Consider the following 20,211-nt stretch of genomic DNA (forward strand, 5'->3'; position numbering starts at 1 on the left):
GTTGAGCTGGGCTGACTCCCCGCCTCCCCGAACCGGTGTTTCCGCTGATCAGTGCGGGGGAGGCGGGGTGGGGAGGCGGTTGGGGAGTTCTCCCCGCCTCCCCTGCGGGAGGGGGCTCGCCTCCCCGCTACTGGGCGGCGGAAGCGGAATCGTCTGCGTCGCGGTTGGACAGGGCGCGCAGGACGTGATCGCGGTGGACGACCATGCGTCCGTGGGACTTCTTCGGCTCCTCGCCCCAGGCTTCGAGCACTCGTTTGAGGTCACCGTTGGTCCACCCGCCGTAGACATCCGCGCTCAACGCCGTGAGCCGCTGCAGGACGTCCTGTGTGAACAGCCGGGGTGCGTCTGCGATGACGGTGGCGATGTCGGCGAGCGGGTCCCGCTCCTCGTCCCGCTCGATGACGTGCAGGGTGGTGACCCCGTCCCGCATCGCCTTGGCGCGGGCGGTGATGAGGGCGGCTTCGTCGGTGTCGATGAAGTGGGTGCGCACGGTGATGGATGCCTGGCCGGCGGGAATCGCGATGCCGTCGGAGGCGACGACCAGCGTGCCCTTGTCCAGCCCCGGGCGGAGCAGGTTCGGCGCGGCCCCGCCGTCGACCGCCTTGTCACCGAGCGCCATGCGGGCCTGCGACTCGGTGCCGAGCGCGAGGGACGCGCGGGTGTGGGCGCCCTCGCGGACCAGCTTGGGCAGGTTCTGGTCGGTCGGGTCCTGCGTGCCCTGCCACAGGGTCACGTTCACGGCCCGGCCCTGGTTGTGAATCTTCCTCGCCGCCATGAAGTAGCGGGAGGTGGCCTTGGACCCGCCGTACGGTCGCTTCTCGCTGTCGACGACCGGGCACATGAACGCCACCTGCGCTTCGTCGACCAGCAGGACGAGCGGCGGGAACACGGTGCCGGGCGGTGCCTGCAACCGGCGCTCCATCTCGCTCACGCCGCCTTCCAGCATCTCGGTTGCCTGGATGACGTGATCGTCGGTCGGCCCTTGGATGAGCACCGTGGCCAGGCCGTCGAACATGGCCCAGTCCCCGGCGCCCTTGAGGTCGGCGAGTCGGAACTCCACGGACTTGTCGAGCGCGAGCCACAGGGCGAGGGCCCGGAGAGCGGCGGTCTTGCCCTGGTTGGACAGGCCGGTGATGAGGAGGTGGCGCTGGTAGAGGCTGAGGGCTGCGGCGTCGCCGCGCAGGTCCTGGCCCCACGGCGCCTTGCCGGTCTTGTAGTTCGCGGTCAGGTCCTGGTCGGTGGTCAGCGGGGACGGGCCGATCGGTTCGTCCAGCGCGCCACTGTCCGCGACCCACAGTCGGACGGTACGGGCGGCCTGCGGGATCGTGATGAACACTTCGTGCTCATGCCGGGCCAGGTTCTCGGCGAGCTTGCGCCGCCGGTTCTGGACCTCGTTGGTGGAGACACCGGAAGGCAGGGTCACGTCGACTTCCACGCCGCATCCGGCGATCCGGATCGGGCCCAGCATGGATGCGCCGGCGTCGCCCATCTCCTTGATCGCGGTCCGAAGCGGAGCGATGCCCAGGTTCCGGAGCGCGAGGACGACGATGGACGGGGTGATCGGCTCGCCCTCACCGGAGCGGGCGTTGGCGGGCAGGGCCCATTGGGGTGCGGCCTGCTGGTTCTTGCCCACTGCCCACAGGCCGAGGAGGACGGCCCACGGGCCGATCGTGACCAACGGTCCCCAGGTCACGGTGATGATGAAGACGATCCAGCGGACCAGCTCGATGAGCGCCATGGTCGGGGCTCCGATGTCGGTCCAGTCCTTGCTGGCGACGGCGAGCATGATGCCGAGAAGCAAGAGACCACCCGCCCCGATTCCGGCACCGGCCGCGATGCCCTTGGCGGCGTCCATGGGGGCGGTGAGCAGGTCCATGCGGCGCCGGTGGCGTTCCTGGCGGAAGCGCTGCCCGCGCTCCTCCCACTCGGCGGCGGCCTCCATGTTCCCCGCGGCTTCCGCCGCACGCAGGAGACGTTCGTAGCGGGAGGCGGTGCGGCCCTCCCAGGTGCGGCGGGCCATGATCCGCGTGCCGCCCCAGACGTAGAGGCCGTGGCGGGCGGTTGCCCGGCAGGCGGTGGTGGTGCGTTCGTGGGTGGCCACCGTGCGGATGCCGCGTGCCGAGCGCACCCACAGGGGCACAGGCACCTTCTCGGCGGCCGGAGCTACTACAGCAGCCACGTCCACCGGAGCGGGCCCCACGGGGGCGGGGGTGGTCTTCTCGAAGAGGGAAACGACGTTGTCGCTCATGACGGAACGACTCCTGACTGCCCCACTGTTGGGGCGAGGAAGTGTGGGGTGGGGTCAGGCTGCGGCGGCGGGGACGAGGCGGCCGGCGAGGTACTCGGAGCCGTACGCCTCCTTCTCCTCGGCCTCAAGGCAGCGTTCGTGCTCCCGGTCCCAGCGGCGCGACTGCTTCTCGACCCCGAGGTCGTGACGCAGACCAGCGATGAGCCGGTCACGGACGCCCTTGCGGCTCATCTGCATGGCGTGGACCAACTCGTGGACGAGGGTGATCGCGAAGGTGGCTTCGTTGGGGTGCTGGTCGACGTTGATGACGACCAGCACCCCGCCGTCGGCGAGCGGGATCGCACGGCCCGCCGTCTCGCGGGCCAGACGCTTCGCGTCCCTCAGCGCACGGGACTGAACCCGCTTGTCCGTGCATCCGGCGGTCTCCCACTCGGCGGCCGTGGCCACCTCGGCCAAGTTCCGCTCACCGGTGAGAACCACCTTGACGTCGGGCATCCGGCCGGACACCGCCCGGTCCACGATCCGCACGGCCTCTTCGGTCAGGCGCTTGGCGGTGCGGAGGGTGGACCGGTAGCCGAAGAGCTTGTGTGTGCTGACGTCCAGCTTCACTACAACTCCGTCTCATTGCCGCAGTTCAGGCGGCGGACTCAAGGTCAGAGCAGGGCACGCACATGCCGAGCGAACGCGGGATGCAGTACCCCGCGTCGGTCCGGCACTCGGGGCAGGTCCGACGGGCCCGCATCGCCGCTTCCAGAGCGGCCATGCGGGCAGGCGTCATCGGCCGTACGGGCTTGGCCCGGTCGATCCGGTAGAGGTAGGCGACCAGCGGGCCCCGACGGCGGCGGGGCCGCTGGAGTTCGGCGGCCACGTCCTGCCCGCCGGGCCGCAGCCCGAGGGCACGGAGCTGGCGGCGGGTGGCGTAACCGTCCGGGGCCAGTCGCCACCGGTAGACAGGCAGCGTGGCCATCACGCCGCCACGCGCTTCCACGCGGCCCGCAGCCGGACTTCGGATGCGGAGTGACCGGCGGTCCGGAAGCGGCTGGCCATCTCGCGGTAGGACAGGGCCGGTGTCTCGCTGTGCCGGATCTGGTCCAACAGCGCGTCCAGCGCGTCATCGGACAGGGCCCCCGCCGACTCCAGCGCGAACGCCGAAACAGGCTCCGTGGGACCCCAGACGGGGAGCTCCCAGCGAGGTGTGACGCCAGGCGTGACGCGGCTCGTCACGCTGGTCAGGGCACGTCCGGTGTCCTCACCCTCCCGAGCCGACTCCAGCGTCGACCAGGCGCGGGAGAGGGTGTTGGCGGTGCGTGCTTGTACGTGTGCGACGCGGGCACCGGCCTGCGTCACGGCCGTCAACCTCGTCTCCTCCGTGGACGCTTCCGCCCGGAGTCGTGCGCGGGCCACGGCGGCTTCGTCGCGGGCTTCCTGCTGGATGCCCTGGATCGCGTCCAGCGCCTCACCGGTGAGCGCGGTGCGCTCCCACAGCCCGTGGACCAACCACAGGGCCTTGGCCGCGATCGGCAGCCACGCGACGGCCAGCCACGCGCCGGCCGATTCCTCGGTGAGGGCGTGGGCGACCAGGACCCCGGTCGCGATGAGGCCGAAGGACCAGCCGACGACAGTGACCGGGGTGGAGTGGTCGCCCTGCGCGGCCAGGCGCCTCTCATAGGCGAGGGTGGCGAGCCAGCCGCCATCGATCCCCAACCCGACAACCACGGCCACCGGCCACGGCATCGCCGTGCCCAGCCACATCACGACGACGGCCAGGGTGAGGACCATGGACACCGCCGTCATACCGACGGCGGGCAGAACGGTCTTGGCGTTCATGCCACACCGCCGGTCGTGTCGTGGCCGACGCCCGCGTTTCCTCCGGGGGCCACGTCGACCAGCTCGATCAGCCGCTCGACACTGACCTCAAGACGGCCGATCACGCGGGCCATGGCACGGCCGTCCAGCAGGTCCACGCTCCGCGCGGCTTCTAGCGTCTTCCGGGCAGCGGCGATGGTGTATTGATCGTGCTCGGTGAGCTCGAAGCGGTTCATGCCGCACCCCCGAGGGTGAGGAGAGCGGCGAGGGCGAGCAGCGCACCGCCCGCGCAGGTCAGGTCGACCGCGCGGCGCAGGCCGGTGAACTTGGTGACCGCCAGCCGGGACAGACCCGCCACAGCCACGCTCAGGTCTCCGGACAGGGTGGTGGGGAGTTCCTCAGCGGTGAGCGTGGCCCACAGGACGAAGCCGTGCCGGCCGTTCAGGTTCGGTCGCACCGACCGCAGCAGCAGACCAGCCGCGGCGACCAGCAGCCCCATCCCCAGGCCGCCGACGAGGATGGCGGGGAGGTTCAGGGGGGCGTCTTTGGCGACGGTCCAGGCACCGGCGAGGAGCGCGCCGACGAAGGCGAGGAGCAGACCGGTCTTGGTGTCGGTCCGGGCGATCTCGGCCTTCACTTCCGCGTGCGCGGCGGTGAGCGCCTGCGCAGGGGTGAGGGTGCTCATGCCCCCACCCCCGGAACCTGCGCCGTGGCCTTGTTCGCCAGCACGCGGCGAGCTGCCAGCACCTTGCGGCCGGCCCGCCGGATCCGGCGCTCGTCCAGCTCGCTGACCGGGCGGTCGATGGTCATGATCTGCGCGTCGAGCAGCTCGACTTCCGCCCGGATGAGCGGCATCTCCTGCTCGATCGCGTCCAGCTCGGTGGCCGACGGCTCGATGTCGAGCGACGTGGCCGTAACGAGCGCCTGAAGTGCGACGATGGTCTGCATGGGTCGTTTTCTCCTAGTGGTGGGACGGCTCGAACAGCACCCCCGGAGTAGCCGCTTCGGGGGTGCGCGCCGTTCTGGTGAAAAGCCACCCGGGCGGGTGGGAGTGCCCCGGTCGGGAGTCGAACCCGGCCTGCGACCATCGGGGCTGTTGGGCGAGGGTCAGAGCTCGCCGCGTCGCTCCAGCTCGCGGGCGATGTCGTTCTGGTCGGACAGGGCCCCGATGTTGGTCCCTGCGCTCCGCTCCCGGTTGATCAGCCGGTACTCGTTGCGCAGGCTGTCGCTGGTGCGGCTCTTCATCTCGGCGACAGCGGGGGAAGGGCTCTTGCGGATGCGCATGTCGGTCTCCTCTTTGAGTGATGTGGGTCGTGCGTGCCCCGGGCCGGATTCGATCCGGCGTCGTCACGGCACCCGCCAAGCGCGGTGCCGGGGCTGGGGTGGGTCAGCGCTGGACTACGGGGCGGTGCAGGTCCCGGTGGGTGACCGAGACGCGGTATCCGTCGGCGCGCAGCCGCTCGGCGAGCACTGCGGCGAAGGTGGGGGCGCGGTGTCGGCCGCCGGCGCATCCGTCGGCCACGGTTACCGTCCCGGCGCTGGGGCCGGACGCGAACGCGGCGACCGCCACGGCCGTGGCGTCGACCAGGTCGGTGATGCCGGGCGTGTTCAGTACGGCGGTGCGGACCGGCTCGTCATCGGCGGTCATGTTCCGCAGAGCGGGGCTGACGTGCGGGTCACGGAAGTGGTGGCGCAGGTCGATCGTCAGGTGCGCGGCGGGCGGTGCGCTGTGCAGGTAGCCGAACGAAACGATCTCAACGTTCATCAGGACTCCCAAGCAATGAAGAGGTGTTCCGGCTCCCCTCGGCCCCGCCCGTACGACCCGAAGGGCCGGACGGGCGGGGGAGGCAACCGGCCGCAGCGGTGATGCGCTGCGGTGGATGGTGGTGCGGTTCTGCGGTTTAGAGCCGAGGGCGTGTCCCCCACTGGGGTGTAGAGCCCCGGTGTGACGGGGGCCCACTCTCGGTCGGCTGGTCTCCACTCACCTCGCCGGAACGGTCACGGTCGACTGCTGGTGGTGGATCACGCTGTGCAGTTGTTCAGCGATGCGGACCGGCGGAGAGCCGACGGGCGCAGGTCGAAGCAGCCCAAAGAAGGCGCCTTCGTGCGCGGCGGAATCGCTTTTTCCGAAGGATTCGGATCGGGCGGTGGCCACACCAAGAGACTGGACCGGTGGACCGGTCCAGTCAAGCGATGAATCCGCACACCCTCACCCCATCGTCGAGGAAAGTGCAGGTGGGGAGCGCTTTCGAGGCAACAAAAAAAGCTGAACCGGTGGACCGGTCCAGCCATCCCTTGCTCGTATTACGCCTACATGGCGTAGGTGTCCACCTGCTCGAAGAACGAGGAGGGAGTAACGCCCTCCTCGCAGACCAGTGGCTTTCCCTGCTCGTCATACGCCGTGTGCAGAAGCACGGCCACCGGTGTGCCCTGTGGCACTTTCAAGCGGTCCGCCTCCGTCTCCGATGCAAGGCGAACAGTGGTGACGTCCACACCTTCGGCCGGGCCCCGCCCGGTCTGGCGCCGGACGTAGCGCGTTGTGCCTTCGGCGATCGGGTTGGTGTCGGCAAGGCGTGGTGATACCTCCGCGATCTCCGGGGGGAACCACGCCTCAACGCAGCTATTCGGGGTTCCGTCCGGGAGCTGGAGGATGCGAACGCGCCGAAGCGCCTTGGTTCCGGGGGAGAGACGGAGGGCGGCGGCAACGTGGGCGGGGGGGTCCGCCCAGTCAGGCGTACCGACGCGCAGGAACGGCATGCCGCCCAGGATGCGCGCCGACCCTGCGCGGCGAGCGCCGGCAGGGCGTGCCACGGGCGTTTCCGTGACGACGAACCCGGTTCCCTGCTTGGCCACGACCACGCCGTCGTTGCGCAGCACGTCGACGGCCTTGATGGCGGTAGCCCGTGACACGTCCCACTGCTCGGCCAGCTCGCGGCCCGATGGGATCGTCTCCCCAGGGGCGATCTTGCCAGCGGCAATGCGGGCGCGCAGGAACTCTGCGATCTCTTCGTATTTCAGGACTGCCATGGTTTCCCCTGATTCCTGCGCTGGACTGGTCCACCGGTACACACGATACTGCGACCATGTCGAATCTCGAATTGGCTCCCTCCGTGATGCGGTTCTATGGCGAGACGGTCAACGAGGACAGCCGCCTGCGCAGCTCGGCAGACGGTCGGATGGAACTGGTCAGGACCCAAGAACTCCTCCGACGCTTTCTGCCCCCCGCACCTGCACGTGTGCTCGACGTCGGCGGGGGGACCGGGATTCATGCTGAGTGGCTGGTGAAGGACGGCTACGACGTCGCCCTGGTGGACCCGGTGCCCCGTCACGTTGAGGCCGCGTCGGCAGTGTGCCCAGCGACGGTTGGGGACGCGCGTGCCTTGTCCGAGCCGGACGACAGCTTCGACGTAGTGCAGCTCCTCGGGCCGCTCTACCATTTGCCTGACCCCGCCGACCGGCAGCAGGCGCTGGCGGAAGCGTCCCGGGTCGTCAAGCCGGGCGGACTGGTCGCCGCCGCCGCAATCAATCGCTATGCGTCGCTCTTCGAGCACGTGGCGTACGCCCACCTGCACACCGAACGAATCCATGCGTCCGTCTCCAAGATTCTAGAGACGGCTGTCTACGACGGCGTGCGGGGATTTACCCTGTCGTACTTCCACCGAGCCGAAGAGCTCCTGGCGGAACTGGTTGCCGCAGGTCTTCAGGATGTTCAGGTCTTCGGTATCGAGGGGCCGGCGTGGTCCCTTGTGAAGGCGGCTGAGCAGCAGCCGGGCGACGGGCCGACGGATGACCTGATTGCCTCCGCCATGGCGGCGGCAAGGATGGCAGAGCCCTACCAGGAACTCCTTGCCGCCAGCTCGCATCTATTGGCTGTGGGGAAGGCTCCTGCACCCTGAACGATGTCCGACTCCACTGTGTAGGTCGAAATCGGGCAGGGGTAAGTGGCAAGCGAGGATGGGTTGTTCGTGACAGCGCGGACAACCTCGGTGATACGCTCCCGATGCAAACAGGCATAGGCCATAAGGGTGCTGGCCCCAGCACCCTTACGGCCTGATAACGAGGGAGACCTATGTCCGAGGAACCCCGCCGGTCAACATATTGCGTACGCACTATGAAACCGGTAGCACGGTACACCGCATCTGCATCTCGAATCAACCCCCAGCAACTGGCAGTGGGAGCCGCCTTACTGGCGCTGGTCACGTCTGCGATCGGTTTGATCACAGCCATGGTCACGCTCGTCACGGCGCTGCTGTAGGGCCTGGGCAACGCGTGATGCCGCGAAAGCCTGACATCACCGCCTGACATCAACGTCGGCGCACACCGAGGCACGCAGGGGTACAGGCGAACCGCACCAACCGGATCCTGGCGGCCTGTCAGGCTTCCTGATCCGTGAGTGCACCCGCCTACGGATCAGAAGGTTGCAGGTTCGAATCCTGCCGAGTGCACAGCAGGCCAGAGGCCCCCAGGAGAAATCCTGGGGGCCTCTCGCGTTGTCCTGGCGGCTGGAGGAGGACCGAGCTCAGATGGTCCTCAAGACTTTCCGCATCGGCTTCCGCGAGCAGGGGCGGGGTGTCATGGTCATCTCCACGCGCAACATGATCGTGTGTCGCGGGTTACTGCCAACAGGCGGCTGAGGAGACGGACATGCTTGGTTTGATGGGCCCGGGTCCCGTGATCGGTGTTGCTGTCACGGTTGTTGCTCTCGCAGTGCTCGCAGTGTTCGCCGTGGCTGCTGTCAGGTGGTCCAGGGCGGGGGCCCGGTAGACCTGGTGCGGCACGCCACCGGAGCCGGCTGGGCTCGCTGTGTGCCGCCGCAGCGGAACCTCACACCCAGGGTGGCCGCCGGCTCGCCAGGTGCCGAGCGGGCACCGGGCCGGCGGACTCAGGAGGAGTCCTCCGGCCTCTCGCGCCGGCGGGCGGGCCTGACGCCCTGTGACGCGGAAGTGGGGCGCGGAAGTGTGACGCGGAAGTGGGGCGCCAAGTGAGTGGCAGAAGTGAGTGACAGGAGTGGGCGGCGGCCAGGTGGCCGGCGTGAGCGTCCAGTTCGATTCGTGCGGGCCGGGTGACCACGGTGCCCGGCCGGTTCGACTCGTGCCGGCCGGGCAGCGACGGCTCTCTTCGGTCCGACTCGTCCGAGCCCAGTGACCACGGTGCCCCCGTGCGCTGCCGTCCACGGCCCGCACGAGTCGGAGGGGTCAGGCCGAGGCCCTGGCGCCCGGGCCCGTCCGGTCGTGCTGCCGGGCGACGCGGCGGCGCCGGGTCGGCATTCCGAGCGTCGGGTTGGCGACTCCCCAGGCCGCGCCCTTGCAGACCAGTTCCTTGTACAAGGCGGCGAACCGGCCGGTCAGGGCCGCCCCGACGGAGCGGTCGTCGGCGGTGACGTACTGGATCAGCCCTTCCCTGCGGCCCAGTGAGATGCACTGGTTGAAGTAGCGGATCCCCGCGGTCGGGAGCTTGGTCCCGGTGAGGCGTGCCGCGATCGCGTCGGCGGCATGCCATGCGGCGGGGGTGCCCGATGCGCACGACATCCGCAGTGGCTTGTCCCCGGGGCCCATTGCCATGGCTGCGTCACCGATGGCGTACACGTCCGGGTGCGAGACCGAGCGCATGGTCCCGTCGACCACGATCTGGCCGGTGCCGGTGACCTCCAGGGCGGTGGCCCGCGCGATCGGGTGGACCGCGAAGCCGGTGGTCCACACGGTGACCGCGGCCGGTACGGACGTGCCGCCGGCCGTGGCGACCCGGTCGGCTTCGACGCCGGTCACGGCGGTGTGCTCGTGCACGGTGATGCCGAGCTTCTCGAAGACCTTCCGCACGTGTCCCCGGCCCTTGGGCGAGAGCCAGTCGCCGAGTTCGCCGCGGGCGGCGACGGCGACATCGAGGTCCGGCCGGGCCTCGGCGATCTCGGCCACGGCCTCCAGGCCGGTGAGGCCGCCGCCGACGACGAGCACCGGTTGTCCGGCGGCCAGTCCGGCGAGCCGCTCGCGCAGCCTGAGCGCTCCGGGGCGGCCGGCGATCTCGTGGGCGTGCTCGGTGGTGCCGGGGATGCCCTGGGTGTTCCAGCTGCTGCCGAGGGCGTACACGAGGCTGTCGTACTCCAGCTCCTCGGCACCGTTCGCTTCGGTGACGGCGACGGTTCTCCGGTCGACGTCGACAGCGGTGACCTCCGCGAGCTTCAGTTCGACGCCGGTGCCGGCGAACATCTCGCTGAAGGGCCGGGGCGCGAGGTCCTGGCCGACCGCCAGCTGGTGCATCCGGACGCGCTCGACGAAGTCGGGCTCGGCGTTGACGAGCGTGATGGCGACATCCTCGGAGCGCAGCCGCTTCGCGAGGCGGCCGGCGGCGATGGCTCCGGTGTATCCGGCTCCCAGGACGATGATTCGATGCTTCATCTCTCTGCTCCTGTCTCGCGGGTTCGCCACTTGAACCGGGCAGCCCGCCGTTTCCTGACAGGAGTGCGATGTGAAGCACGTCACATCGGGGTCAGAAGGCGGTGATCAGGGGCTCCCCGTGTTCGGTGGCAGCCCAGCGCCTGGTCGCGCGTTCGAGTTTGTCCGGGTTGACCTGGCTGCGGAACGCGGCGATGCCTTCGGCGGTGATCTCCAGGCACATGACGCCGATGACCCGGCCGTCGAGGACCACCACGAGAGCGGGGGTGTTGTTGGCGGTCGAGACGTAGACCCCGGGGGAGCCGCCCACGAGGGCGCGCTTGGCCTCGCCGGGCTTGAACATGCCCCGCATGAACTTCGCGACCGCGATGGCGCCCTCGAACGCCTTGGCGCGGGCCGGGATCTTTCCGCCGCCGTCGCCGATCGCGATGGCGTCGTCGGTGAGCAGGCGTACGAGCGGTTCGGTCCGGCCGCTCGTGGCGGCCGCGAGGAACTCGTCGACGATCCGCCGGGCGGCGGCCTCGTCGATCTCGGTGCGGGACCTGCCCTCCGCGACGTGCTTCTTGGCCCGGTGGAAGATCTGCTGGCAGGCGGCCTCGGAGATGTCGAGGATCTCCGCAATCTTCCGGTGCGGGTAGTCGAAGGCCTCCCGCAGCACGTACACCGCCCGCTCGTTGGGCGTCAGCCGCTCCATGAGGGCCAGCACCGCGTACGAGACGGATTCGCGCTGTTCGGCGGTGTCGGCGGGGCCGAGCATCGGGTCACCTGCGAGCAGCGGTTCGGGCAGCCATTGGCCCACATAGGTCTCCCGCCGTGCGCGGGCCGAGGTGAGCTGGTTGAGGCACAGGTTGGTGAGGACCTTCGTCAGCCAGGCCTCGGCGACCTCGATGCGGTCGGCATCGGTGGCCTGCCAGCGCAGGAACGTGTCCTGTACGGCGTCCTCGGCATCGCTCGCGGACCCCAGGAGACGGTAGGCGATGGCCTGCAGGCGGGACCTGGAGGCCTCGAACCGGTCCACATCGTTCACGGTCAGAGCCATGGCCCGGATCCTAGCCCGCGCGGCACGCGACCGGACTCCGTCCGCAGCCACGGGTGGCTCGACCGGTGCTGTGTCAGCCTGCGCCGCCCCTCGGCCCGCGCCCTGCCCGGTTTCGTTGCAGTGAGGCGATCAGGAAGGCGATCGCGGAGGTCGTGACCAGGCTTCCCACCATGATCGTGCCCACGCCGATCACGAAGAGCCCGCTGGCGTCGTCCGACCAGTCGTAGAGGGCGGCCACGGTCAGTCCGGCCGTGATGCCGGCGACCGGGCCCACGATGTCCTGCCGGGACGCCGACCAGCAGAGCGGGACCAGCAGGGTCAGCACCAGTCCGATCACCTGCCATGCCTCGTACGGGCCGGTCGTCGTGCCGTCGGGGTGCACATCACGATGCTGGTCCCAGCCCAGCCAGGCCGCCCACAGCGCTGACGCCAGCAGGGCCTGCAGCAGGATCGTCCGGAGCTGGAGGGCGGTTCGCCCGAGTCGTCTTCGCATGGCTCGAGCATCGCGCGTCACTTCCCGGCAGGCCGGAGCGCACGTACTCGACCGCGCCTGAGTACTTCACGCAACCAGCCGTGTCTTCTCGCGGTCGGCGGCCGGCGGCCGGTTCACGGGCCAGGGGCAGGCCAGGGTCGGGCGGGGGCGTCAGTGTGCGTACGAACCGAGGCCATGGAGAGCTTTCTGGAACCTGCTCCAGAAACACGTCTGACGGTGGGAGCCGTCTCCTTCCGCGGGAAGCCGCGCGGCCAGGCCGCTGCCGGCTGTACCGGCACGGCCCCGGGGAGGGGGACCTGTCCGTTAGGGTGCCGGTTTCACGGGCGTACGTCCGTATCGGGTGTCCGGATTCACCGGCGCGTTCCGCGCGGCCGTCGACACCTCGGGCGCGGGCCGGGAGAGGGGCGGTATGAGCGGCTGGCGGTGCACGGGGCTGCGCTGGCCCCACGGCGAGCCCGTGCTCGGATGGGCTCGGGGCGACGGGGCCGGGCGGGGGCGGGTGAGTGTCCTGGCGTACGGGAAGGACCTCGGGTTCCGGGCCGTGGGGGAGCGGCACTGCACGGGTGCGCGCGGCATCCCGTGTCCGGTGGGGGCAGTGGTGCCCGTGCGGAGCACGGGGGCGCGGTGCGCGGAGTGCGCGCGGCTGGACCGGGCGCACTCGGTGGCCGCCGACACGATCGCGGACGACCCGCGGACGTACCGCGTGTACCTGGCCTGGTTCGGGCCGGGCATGGTCAAGGTCGGGATCACCGGGGAGGCGCGGGACTCGGCGCGGCTGCGGGAGCAGGGGGCCGTGGTGTTCAGCTGGCTTGGGCGCGGGCCGCTGATGGCCGCGCGGCGTACCGAGGAACTGCTGCGTTCGGCACTCGGGGTGCCCGACCGAATCCCGTACGCGCGCAAGCGTGCCGTGCGGGACGGCCTGCCGGGGGCGGCGGAACGGGCCGCCGAGATCGAAGGGCTGTACCGGCGGGCCGCCGCCCTGGAGGGCGCCGGGTGGCCGGAGGCGTTGGAGCGGCTGCCGTTCGAGGCGGTCGACCATGCCGGTGTGTTCGGGCTCGCAGGTGCGGGGCCCGCGGCGCGGGTGGTGACCGGGCTGGTGGACGGTGGTGTGGTGGCCGGGCGGCTGGTGGCGGCGGCCGGCCCCGATCTGTATCTGGAGACCGTGGACGCCGGGGTCGTCGTGCTGGACACGCGGCTCGTCACCGGCTGGGACCTGGTGGGTGCCGACGCCCGGGCGGGGATGAGCGTGCCGGTCGTGGCGGTGGGGGGCGGTGGCGTGCAGGACGGGCTGTTCTGAGATCGTCACCGGGGATCGCGCCGTGCGTACGAAGTCTCGCCGGAGGGCCTTCCCGGACATGTGCGCGGCCTACGAGGCGGGTGGGGTGGATGAGCGGCGACGACCGGGACCGGGACGATGTCGTGCGGTTCTGGCAGCGGCTCGGGCTGCCCGGGATCATCGACGTGCACACACACTTCATGCCGGAGCGGGTGCTCAGCAAGGTGTGGGCGTACTTCGACTCGGCGGGCCCGCTGACGGGGCTGGAGTGGCCGATCACCTACCGGCGGGACGAGGACGAACGCCTCGCGCTGCTGCGCTCGTTCGGTGTGCTCCGGTTCACCTCGATGCTCTACCCGCACAAGGCCGGCATGGCGGCCTGGCTGAACGGCTGGGCGGCCGCCTTCGCCGCCCGGGTGCCGGACTGTCTGCACACCGCGACCTTCTTCCCGGAGGAGGGAGCGGAGACGTACGTGCGCGAGGCGGTCGAGGCGGGGGCGCGCGTCTTCAAGTCACATCTCCAGGTGGGGGCCTACGACCCGAACGATCCGCTGCTCGACCCCGTGTGGGGGCTGCTGGCGGAGGCCGGGATCCCGGTGGTGACGCACTGCGGTTCCGGGCCCGCGCCCGGTGCGTACACAGGGCCCGGTCCGGTCGGCCGTCTGCTGTCCCGCCACCCCCGGCTGAAGCTCGTGGTGGCGCACATGGGGATGCCTGAGTACGCGGATTTCCTGGAGCTGGCGGCGGCGTACCCCGGGGTGCGGCTCGACACCACCATGGCCTTCACGGACTTCGGCGAGGGCCTCACGCCGTTCCCGGCGGCGGAGCGCGGGCGCCTCGCCGACCTGGGGGACCGGATCCTGCTGGGCACGGACTTCCCGAACATCCCCTACCCGTACGCCCATCAGCTGCACGCCCTGGAGAGGCTGGGGCTGGGAGACGCATGGCTGCGGGCCGTCTGCCACGGGAACGCGAGCGAACTCTTCCGACAGGGGACGGCGCTCGATTCTCAGGAAATTCACAGGTAGGCGAAAGCTCCCTCTCACGGCCGTCTCACAGGCTTGAGCCATGACGACGACCTCGCCCCAGGGGCGTACAGAACTGCTCAGGCCCGACCGCAATCCCATCCGGGTCCTGGTCGTGGACGACGAGGCTCCGCTCGCCGAGCTGCTCTCCATGGCCCTGCGCTACGAGGGGTGGGAGGTGCGCAGTGCCGGGGACGGTGCCGGCGCCCTCCGCGCGGCGCGTGACTTCCGCCCCGACGCGGTGATCCTCGATGTCATGCTCCCCGACATGGACGGGCTCGCGGTGCTCGGCAGGCTGCGGCGCGACCTCAACGACGTGCCCGTGCTCTTCCTGACCGCGCGGGACGCGGTGGAGGACCGGATCGCGGGGCTCACGGCGGGCGGCGACGACTACGTCACCAAGCCCTTCAGCCTGGAGGAGGTCGTGGCGCGGCTGCGCGGGCTCATCCGGCGCTCCGGTACGGCGACGGCCCGCAGCGAGTCGACGCTCGTCGTCGGCGACCTGGCGCTGGACGAGGACAGCCACGAGGTGAGCCGGGGCGACGACTCGATCCATCTCACGGCGACCGAGTTCGAGCTGCTGCGCTTCCTGATGCGCAATCCGCGCCGGGTGCTCAGCAAGGCGCAGATCCTCGACCGGGTCTGGAACTACGACTTCGGCGGCCAGGCCAACGTCGTCGAGCTGTACATCTCCTACCTGCGCAAGAAGATCGACGCGGGGCGTACCCCGATGATCCACACCCGGCGCGGGGCGGGATATCTCATCAAGCCCGGCGACTGACGCCATGAGCACGAGGACCGGCGCACGCCGCCCCTGGACGCTGCGGACCCGGCTCGTCGTGTACGCGGTCACGCTCATCGCGGTGGTCGCCGCGGTGATCGGCTCGGTCACGGCCATCGCCTTCCAGAGCTACATGTACGGGAAGCTGGACGGCCAGCTGCACGACATCACCAGACTGGCCGCGGACCGTCCGCCGGGCGCCGGCAAGAACACCCCGGGCGGCCCGGAGGGCGACGAGCCGCTGGACTTCGTCGGCAGGGGTGGCCCGGACACCTTCGGTGCCGTGGTCACCGACGGTTCCGTCACCGTCTCGAAGGTGATGAACGGTCCGGATGCCCAGCAGAGCACCGAGGAGCTGACCGACGCGCAGGAGGACGCCCTCGAAGCCTCAGGGGTGACCCCGGACGGCGAGCCCCATGACGTCGAACTCCCCGGGCTCGGCAGCTACCGCGTGGAGGTCGTCCCGTCCGGCGGTGGTACGTCCGTCCTCGTCGGCATCCCCACGGCCGAGGTGGACAAGGCCGTCACCACCCTGATCCTCGTCGAGGTCTGCGTCACCGGGGCGGGGCTCATCGCCGCCGGGATCGCCGGTGCCGCCATGGTCGGTGTGGCCCTGCGCCCGCTGCGCAGGGTGGCCGCGACGGCGACCCGTGTCTCCGAACTCCCCCTGCACAGTGGAGAGGTCGCCCTCCTCGAGCGGGTCCCGGATGCCGAGGCCGATCCGCGTACCGAGGTCGGTCAGGTCGGCGCGGCCCTCAACAGGATGCTGGGGCACGTCGGTTCGGCCCTGGAGGCCCGGCAGAAGAGCGAGACGCGGGTGCGCCAGTTCGTCGCGGACGCCAGTCATGAGCTGCGTACACCCCTCGCCTCGATCCGCGGGTACGCCGAACTGACCAGGCGTGGAAGGGAGAGCGCCGGGCCGGACACCCGGCACGCCCTGGGCCGGATCGAGTCCGAGGCGGAGCGGATGACGGGCATGGTCGAGGACCTGCTGCTCCTGGCCCGGCTCGACGCGGGACGGCCGCTCTCGTACGAGAGCACCGATCTCTCGCCGCTGGTCATCGACGCGGTGAGCGACGCGCGCGTCGCCGACCGCGCCCCCGGCAGCGGGCCCGGAGCCACCCACCACTGGCGGCTGGAGCTGCCCGAGATGCCGGCGACCGTCCTGGCCGACCCGACCAGGATCCAGCAGGTGCTGGTCAACCTGCTGGCGAACGCACGGACGCACACACCGCCGGGGACCACGGTCACGGTCCGTCTGCGGCAGGCGTGCAGGGAGCTGCCCTGGGTGACCCTGGAGGTCCAGGACGACGGTCCTGGCATCCCGGCCGAACTGCTGCCCCGGGTCTTCGAACGGTTCGCGCGCGGCGACGCCTCGCGCTCCCGGCACGCCGGTTCGACGGGGCTCGGCCTCGCCATCGTGCAGGCCGTGGTCGCGGCGCACGGCGGGCTGGCCGAGGTGCGGTCGGTGCCGGGGAACACGGTGTTCGCCGTGCGTCTGCCGACGGACGCGGTGTACGGGGAGAGCTCCGTGAGTGCCCTCGCCGATACCGCTGTGACCTGGGAAAACAGTGCTGTTGGCGCCCCGGCGGCGCACTCACAGGCGGACCACAGGCTCAGCACACGGACGTGACAGCGCGGTTGGCGAGTGTCGTGTCATGCGAACCGACACCCCCTGGAGCACCCTGCCGGCCCGGGACCATCTCCTGGCCGCAGCGGTCGGCGTCGCCGGCGCTCCCGTACTCGACGTAGTGATCCCCGTGTACAACGAGGAGAAGGACCTCGAAACATGCGTGCTGCGCCTGCACGACCACCTGGCGCGGACGTTCCCCTACGGCTTCCGGATCACCGTGGCGGACAACGCGAGCACCGACCGCACGCCCCGGGTGGCGGCACGGCTCGCGGATCTCATCCCCGAGGTGCGGTCGTACCGGCTGGAGGAGAAGGGCCGGGGCCGGGCGCTGCGGACCGTCTGGTCCCATTCGGACTCCCCGGTCCTGGCCTACATGGACGTCGACCTCTCGACCGACCTGAACGCCCTCCTGCCGCTGGTCGCCCCGCTGATCTCGGGTCACTCCGACCTGGCCATCGGCTCCCGCCTGGCGCGCAGTTCGCGGGTGGTGCGGGGCTCCAAGCGGGAGTTCATCTCGCGGGCCTACAACCTGATCCTGCGCTCCTCGCTGGCCGCGGGGTTCAGTGACGCCCAGTGCGGCTTCAAGGCCATACGGCGTGAGGTCGCGCAGCGGCTGCTGCCGATGGTCGAGGACACCGGGTGGTTCTTCGACACCGAGATGCTGGTGCTCGCGGAGCGGGCCGGGCTGCGCATCCACGAGGTGCCGGTCGACTGGGTCGACGACCCGGACTCCACCGTGCACATCGTGAGGACCGCGACCGACGACCTCAAGGGGGTCTGGCGGGTGGGCCGGGCCCTGGCCACCGGAGCGCTGCCGCTGGACCGGCTGGCGCGGCCCTTCGGGGACGACCCGCGCGACCGTGCCGTGCCCGGGGTGCCGCGCGGACTCGCCCGGCAGCTGGTCGGCTTCTGTGTCGTGGGCGCGCTGTCCACCCTGGTCTACCTCGCCCTGTACTCCCTCTTCCGGCTCGGTGCAGGCCCGCAGTTCGCCAACGCCGGGGCCCTCCTGGTGTCCGCCGTCGCCAACACGGCGGCGAACAGGAGGCTCACCTTCGGCGTACGGGGCCGGGGCGGTGCCGTGCGCCACCAGGCGCAGGGACTCGTCGTCTTCGCGATCGGCCTCGCGCTCACCAGCGGTTCGCTCGCCGCCCTGGGCACCGCGTCCGGATCGGCGTCGCACGGTACGGAACTCGCCGTGCTGATCGCGGCCAACCTCGCGGCGACGGTGCTGCGGTTCCTTCTCTTCCGTACCTGGGTCTTCCCCGACCGGCGCACCGACACACAGGACGCCCGCAAGGGTGCCGCACACGAACCGAGGAACGTCCGATGACCGCCGCCACTCACTCCGACCACTTCCAGGCCCCGCCCGGCACCCCAGGGGCGCCCGCGCACGCCGAGGGCAGGCGCGAGACGTTGTCACGCCGGATCCGCCGGGGCAGGCCCGAGGACCCGCGCTGGGCGAGGCCCGCCTTTCTCGGCATGCTGCTGGTCATCGCGCTCGCGTACCTGTGGAACCTGAGTGCCTCCGGCTATGCCAACTCCTTCTACTCCGCGGCCGTGCAGGCCGGCAGCCAGAGCTGGAAGGCCTTCTTCTTCGGCTCGCTGGACTCCGCGAACGCGATCACCGTCGACAAGCCCCCGGCCACGCTGTGGCCGATGGCCCTGTCGGTGCGGATCTTCGGTCTGAGCTCCTGGGCGATCCTCGCGCCTCAGGTGCTGATGGCGGTCGCCACGGCCGGTGTCCTCTACGCAGCCGTGCGGCGCCGCTTCAGCGCCGCCGCGGGGCTGATCACGATGACGGTCTTCGCGCTGACCCCGGTGGCCGCGCTGATGTTCCGCTTCAACAACCCGGACGCGCTGCTCGCGCTCCTGATGACCGTCACCGTCTACTGCGTGCTGCGCGCCCTGGAGGGCGGCCGGACGAAGTGGCTGGTCTGGGCGGGTGTCGCGGTGGGTCTCGCGTTCCTGTCGAAGACCCTGCAGGCCTTCCTGATCCTGCCGCCCCTGGCCCTGCTGTACGTGGTGTCCGCGCCGGTGTCCGTGCGGAAGCGGTTCGGCCAGCTCGGCCTGGCGGCCCTGGCGACGGCCGTCTCCGGCGGCTGGTGGGTGGCGGTCGTCGAGCTGTGGCCCGCCTCCTCACGGCCGTACATCGGTGGCTCGCAGAACAACTCCTTCCTGGAACTCACCTTCGGTTACAACGGACTCGGCCGGATCAACGGTGAGGAGACCGGCAGCGTCGGCGGTGGCGGCCAGGGCGGCGGATGGGGCGAGACGGGCATCGGCCGGATGTTCAACTCCGAGATCGGCAGCCAGATCTCGTGGCTGCTCCCCGCCGCCCTGATCCTGCTGGTCGCGGGCGTCCGGCTGACCTGGCGGGCGAAGCGGACCGACACGGCCCGTGCGGCGTTCCTGGCCTGGGGCGGTTCGCTGCTGATGACGGCCCTCGTCTTCAGCTTCATGGCCGGCATCTTCCACCAGTACTACACGGTGGCCCTGGCGCCCTACCTCGCGGCGCTGGCCGGCATGGGCGCCACGGTCCTCTGGGAGGAGCGGGGCAGGTGGTGGGCGGGCTTCGCGCTCGGCGTGACCGTCGCGGCGACGGCCGTCTGGTCGTACGTCCTGCTGGGGCGCACGCCCGACTACATCCCGTGGCTGCGCTGGGCCGTCCTGATCGGCGGTCTGGTGGCCGCGGTGGGGCTGCTTCTCGCGGCACGGCTGGGCCGGGTGCTCGCGCTGGGCGTGGTGGGGCTGGGCCTCGCCGCCTCGCTGGCCGGGCCGACGGCGTACACGATCAGCACGCTGAACACCGGGCACCAGGGCTCGATCGTCACCGCGGGTCCGTCGGGTGCCGCCGGTACGGGCGGTCCCGGAGGGGGCCGGGGCGGCGGGCCCGGCGGCGGTGAGGGCCCCGGTGGCGGCATGCAAACCCCCGGTCAGGGGGCCAGGCAAGGCGCCCAGCAGGGTGGACAGGCCCCGGGCAACGGGCAGGGCAACCAGCAGGGCGGCGGCTTCCCCGGCGGCGGTACGCCGGGCCAGGGGCAGGGTCCCGGCAATCAGCAGGGCGGCATGCCCGGTGGCACGGGCGAAGGCGGCGCGGGCGGTGGCGGTGGCGGTGGCGGTGGCATGGGCGGCCTGCTCGACGGCGCCTCCGTCGACTCCGAGGCGAAGACGCTCCTGAAGCAGGACGCCGACGCCTACACCTGGGCCGCCGCCGCCATCGGTTCGCAGAACGCCGCGAGTTACCAGCTGGCCACCGGGGACCCGGTGATGGCGATCGGCGGATTCAACGGCAGCGACCCGTCCCCGACACTGTCCCGGTTCAAGAAGTACGTGGGGGACGGAGAGATCCACTACTTCATCTCGGGAGGCATGGGCGGCGGCGGAGGCATGGGCGGCGAGGGCACCTCGTCCCAGATCTCGGCCTGGGTGGAGGAGAACTTCGAGGAGGTCACGGTGGGAAGCGCGACGTTCTACGACCTCACCCGGCCCAAGAGCTGAATCCACGGCGACAGGGCGGCGAC

The 20,211-nt window shown here is 70.8% G+C and carries 20 protein-coding genes; 7 read left to right on the forward strand and 13 right to left on the reverse strand.

Translation table 11 applies throughout. From position 1 onward, the window contains the following. Window positions 1–127: 127 nt before the first annotated feature. From HED23_RS00520 to HED23_RS00565, 10 genes are all read right to left on the reverse strand, one after another. Window positions 128–2,248 carry an ATP-binding protein gene (locus HED23_RS00520; RefSeq protein WP_203181496.1) on the reverse strand — a complete coding sequence of 707 codons (2,121 nt, stop codon included), beginning with the start codon at window positions 2,246–2,248 and terminating at the stop codon, window positions 128–130. A gap of 54 nt (window positions 2,249–2,302) precedes the next feature. Next, entirely contained in the window at window positions 2,303–2,857 is a 555-nt protein-coding gene (locus HED23_RS00525) for a hypothetical protein (protein ID WP_203181497.1), read from the reverse strand. Window positions 2,858–2,882: 25 nt separating this feature from the next. Next, window positions 2,883–3,215 (reverse strand): RRQRL motif-containing zinc-binding protein, encoded by a 333-nt coding sequence (locus HED23_RS00530; protein WP_203181498.1) that lies wholly within the window; start codon window positions 3,213–3,215, stop codon window positions 2,883–2,885. Then, window positions 3,215–4,075, reverse strand: a complete 861-nt coding sequence (locus HED23_RS00535; RefSeq protein ID WP_203181499.1) for a protein spdB — start codon at window positions 4,073–4,075, stop codon at window positions 3,215–3,217. Before HED23_RS00535 ends, HED23_RS00530 begins: the two co-directional genes overlap by 1 nt. Then, a complete protein-coding gene (locus tag HED23_RS00540) occupies window positions 4,072–4,290 on the reverse strand; it encodes a hypothetical protein (RefSeq protein WP_203181500.1) in 219 nt (72 codons plus the stop codon). The genes HED23_RS00535 and HED23_RS00540 overlap by 4 nt, the downstream gene beginning before the upstream one ends. Beyond that, entirely contained in the window at window positions 4,287–4,739 is a 453-nt protein-coding gene (locus tag HED23_RS00545) for a Pycsar system effector family protein (protein ID WP_203181501.1), read from the reverse strand. The genes HED23_RS00540 and HED23_RS00545 overlap by 4 nt, the downstream gene beginning before the upstream one ends. Next, window positions 4,736–5,002 carry a DUF6284 family protein gene (locus tag HED23_RS00550; protein WP_203181502.1) on the reverse strand — a complete coding sequence of 89 codons (267 nt, stop codon included), beginning with the start codon at window positions 5,000–5,002 and terminating at the stop codon, window positions 4,736–4,738. Before HED23_RS00550 ends, HED23_RS00545 begins: the two co-directional genes overlap by 4 nt. A gap of 159 nt (window positions 5,003–5,161) precedes the next feature. Next, window positions 5,162–5,338 carry a hypothetical protein gene (locus HED23_RS00555; RefSeq protein ID WP_203181503.1) on the reverse strand — a complete coding sequence of 59 codons (177 nt, stop codon included), beginning with the start codon at window positions 5,336–5,338 and terminating at the stop codon, window positions 5,162–5,164. A 103-nt stretch (window positions 5,339–5,441) separates the two neighbouring features. Then, complete coding sequence (locus HED23_RS00560; protein ID WP_203181504.1) at window positions 5,442–5,819, reverse strand: RNase adapter RapZ; 378 nt, start codon at window positions 5,817–5,819, stop codon at window positions 5,442–5,444. Window positions 5,820–6,364: 545 nt separating this feature from the next. Then, a complete protein-coding gene (locus HED23_RS00565) occupies window positions 6,365–7,081 on the reverse strand; it encodes a GntR family transcriptional regulator (RefSeq protein ID WP_203181505.1) in 717 nt (238 codons plus the stop codon). Window positions 7,082–7,137: 56 nt separating this feature from the next. On the opposite strand from HED23_RS00565, the gene HED23_RS00570 reads away from it, so the two are divergent. Beyond that, window positions 7,138–7,950: a class I SAM-dependent methyltransferase gene (locus HED23_RS00570; RefSeq protein WP_203181506.1), complete on the forward strand. Its 813-nt coding sequence runs from the start codon at window positions 7,138–7,140 to the stop codon at window positions 7,948–7,950. Window positions 7,951–9,249: 1,299 nt separating this feature from the next. Here the strand turns inward: HED23_RS00570 and HED23_RS00575 are convergent. The 3 genes from HED23_RS00575 to HED23_RS00585 all read right to left on the reverse strand — a co-directional run bounded on the left by HED23_RS00575 (window position 9,250) and on the right by HED23_RS00585 (window position 11,975). Continuing rightward, window positions 9,250–10,446: an NAD(P)/FAD-dependent oxidoreductase gene (locus HED23_RS00575; RefSeq protein WP_203181507.1), complete on the reverse strand. Its 1,197-nt coding sequence runs from the start codon at window positions 10,444–10,446 to the stop codon at window positions 9,250–9,252. Window positions 10,447–10,537: 91 nt separating this feature from the next. Next, window positions 10,538–11,482, reverse strand: a complete 945-nt coding sequence (locus tag HED23_RS00580) for an RNA polymerase sigma-70 factor (protein ID WP_203181508.1) — start codon at window positions 11,480–11,482, stop codon at window positions 10,538–10,540. A 73-nt stretch (window positions 11,483–11,555) separates the two neighbouring features. Then, window positions 11,556–11,975 carry a hypothetical protein gene (locus tag HED23_RS00585; protein WP_203181509.1) on the reverse strand — a complete coding sequence of 140 codons (420 nt, stop codon included), beginning with the start codon at window positions 11,973–11,975 and terminating at the stop codon, window positions 11,556–11,558. 409 nt (window positions 11,976–12,384) lie between these two features. On the opposite strand from HED23_RS00585, the gene HED23_RS00590 reads away from it, so the two are divergent. From HED23_RS00590 to HED23_RS00615, 6 genes are all read left to right on the forward strand, one after another. Further along, the gene (locus HED23_RS00590; protein ID WP_203187295.1) at window positions 12,385–13,272 is read left to right on the forward strand and encodes a DUF2797 domain-containing protein; all 888 of its coding nucleotides are present in this window, start codon (window positions 12,385–12,387) and stop codon (window positions 13,270–13,272) included. A gap of 89 nt (window positions 13,273–13,361) precedes the next feature. Continuing rightward, on the forward strand, window positions 13,362–14,279 hold the full coding sequence (locus tag HED23_RS00595) for an amidohydrolase family protein (protein ID WP_203181510.1): 918 nt from the start codon (window positions 13,362–13,364) through the stop codon (window positions 14,277–14,279). 40 nt (window positions 14,280–14,319) lie between these two features. After that, a complete protein-coding gene (locus HED23_RS00600; RefSeq protein WP_203181511.1) occupies window positions 14,320–15,057 on the forward strand; it encodes a response regulator transcription factor in 738 nt (245 codons plus the stop codon). Window positions 15,058–15,061: 4 nt separating this feature from the next. Continuing rightward, window positions 15,062–16,690 carry a HAMP domain-containing sensor histidine kinase gene (locus HED23_RS00605; protein ID WP_203181512.1) on the forward strand — a complete coding sequence of 543 codons (1,629 nt, stop codon included), beginning with the start codon at window positions 15,062–15,064 and terminating at the stop codon, window positions 16,688–16,690. Between the two features lie 25 nt (window positions 16,691–16,715). Then, the gene (locus tag HED23_RS00610) at window positions 16,716–18,020 is read left to right on the forward strand and encodes a bifunctional glycosyltransferase family 2/GtrA family protein (protein ID WP_203181513.1); all 1,305 of its coding nucleotides are present in this window, start codon (window positions 16,716–16,718) and stop codon (window positions 18,018–18,020) included. Beyond that, window positions 18,017–20,188 carry an ArnT family glycosyltransferase gene (locus tag HED23_RS00615; protein ID WP_203181514.1) on the forward strand — a complete coding sequence of 724 codons (2,172 nt, stop codon included), beginning with the start codon at window positions 18,017–18,019 and terminating at the stop codon, window positions 20,186–20,188. Before HED23_RS00610 ends, HED23_RS00615 begins: the two co-directional genes overlap by 4 nt. The last annotated feature ends 23 nt before the right edge of the window (window positions 20,189–20,211 follow it).

The organism is Streptomyces pratensis (assembly GCF_016804005.1).
GTDB lineage: Bacteria > Actinomycetota > Actinomycetes > Streptomycetales > Streptomycetaceae > Streptomyces > Streptomyces pratensis_A.

What these genes read in the sequence shown, in the direction of transcription:
- HED23_RS00595 (WP_203181510.1), top strand. Translation starts at nt 13,362, where the DNA reads ATGAGCGGCGACGACCGGGACCGGGACGATGTCGTGCGGTTCTGGCAG.
- HED23_RS00555 (WP_203181503.1), bottom strand. Translation starts at nt 5,338, where the DNA reads ATGCGCATCCGCAAGAGCCCTTCCCCCGCTGTCGCCGAGATGAAGAGC.
- HED23_RS00550 (WP_203181502.1), bottom strand. Translation starts at nt 5,002, where the DNA reads ATGCAGACCATCGTCGCACTTCAGGCGCTCGTTACGGCCACGTCGCTC.
- HED23_RS00615 (WP_203181514.1), top strand. Translation starts at nt 18,017, where the DNA reads ATGACCGCCGCCACTCACTCCGACCACTTCCAGGCCCCGCCCGGCACC.
- HED23_RS00520 (WP_203181496.1), bottom strand. Translation starts at nt 2,248, where the DNA reads ATGAGCGACAACGTCGTTTCCCTCTTCGAGAAGACCACCCCCGCCCCC.
- HED23_RS00570 (WP_203181506.1), top strand. Translation starts at nt 7,138, where the DNA reads ATGTCGAATCTCGAATTGGCTCCCTCCGTGATGCGGTTCTATGGCGAG.
- HED23_RS00605 (WP_203181512.1), top strand. Translation starts at nt 15,062, where the DNA reads ATGAGCACGAGGACCGGCGCACGCCGCCCCTGGACGCTGCGGACCCGG.
- HED23_RS00565 (WP_203181505.1), bottom strand. Translation starts at nt 7,081, where the DNA reads ATGGCAGTCCTGAAATACGAAGAGATCGCAGAGTTCCTGCGCGCCCGC.
- HED23_RS00610 (WP_203181513.1), top strand. Translation starts at nt 16,716, where the DNA reads ATGCGAACCGACACCCCCTGGAGCACCCTGCCGGCCCGGGACCATCTC.
- HED23_RS00545 (WP_203181501.1), bottom strand. Translation starts at nt 4,739, where the DNA reads ATGAGCACCCTCACCCCTGCGCAGGCGCTCACCGCCGCGCACGCGGAA.
- HED23_RS00590 (WP_203187295.1), top strand. Translation starts at nt 12,385, where the DNA reads ATGAGCGGCTGGCGGTGCACGGGGCTGCGCTGGCCCCACGGCGAGCCC.
- HED23_RS00580 (WP_203181508.1), bottom strand. Translation starts at nt 11,482, where the DNA reads ATGGCTCTGACCGTGAACGATGTGGACCGGTTCGAGGCCTCCAGGTCC.
- HED23_RS00540 (WP_203181500.1), bottom strand. Translation starts at nt 4,290, where the DNA reads ATGAACCGCTTCGAGCTCACCGAGCACGATCAATACACCATCGCCGCT.
- HED23_RS00530 (WP_203181498.1), bottom strand. Translation starts at nt 3,215, where the DNA reads ATGGCCACGCTGCCTGTCTACCGGTGGCGACTGGCCCCGGACGGTTAC.
- HED23_RS00560 (WP_203181504.1), bottom strand. Translation starts at nt 5,819, where the DNA reads ATGAACGTTGAGATCGTTTCGTTCGGCTACCTGCACAGCGCACCGCCC.
- HED23_RS00535 (WP_203181499.1), bottom strand. Translation starts at nt 4,075, where the DNA reads ATGAACGCCAAGACCGTTCTGCCCGCCGTCGGTATGACGGCGGTGTCC.
- HED23_RS00585 (WP_203181509.1), bottom strand. Translation starts at nt 11,975, where the DNA reads ATGCGAAGACGACTCGGGCGAACCGCCCTCCAGCTCCGGACGATCCTG.
- HED23_RS00575 (WP_203181507.1), bottom strand. Translation starts at nt 10,446, where the DNA reads ATGAAGCATCGAATCATCGTCCTGGGAGCCGGATACACCGGAGCCATC.
- HED23_RS00600 (WP_203181511.1), top strand. Translation starts at nt 14,320, where the DNA reads ATGACGACGACCTCGCCCCAGGGGCGTACAGAACTGCTCAGGCCCGAC.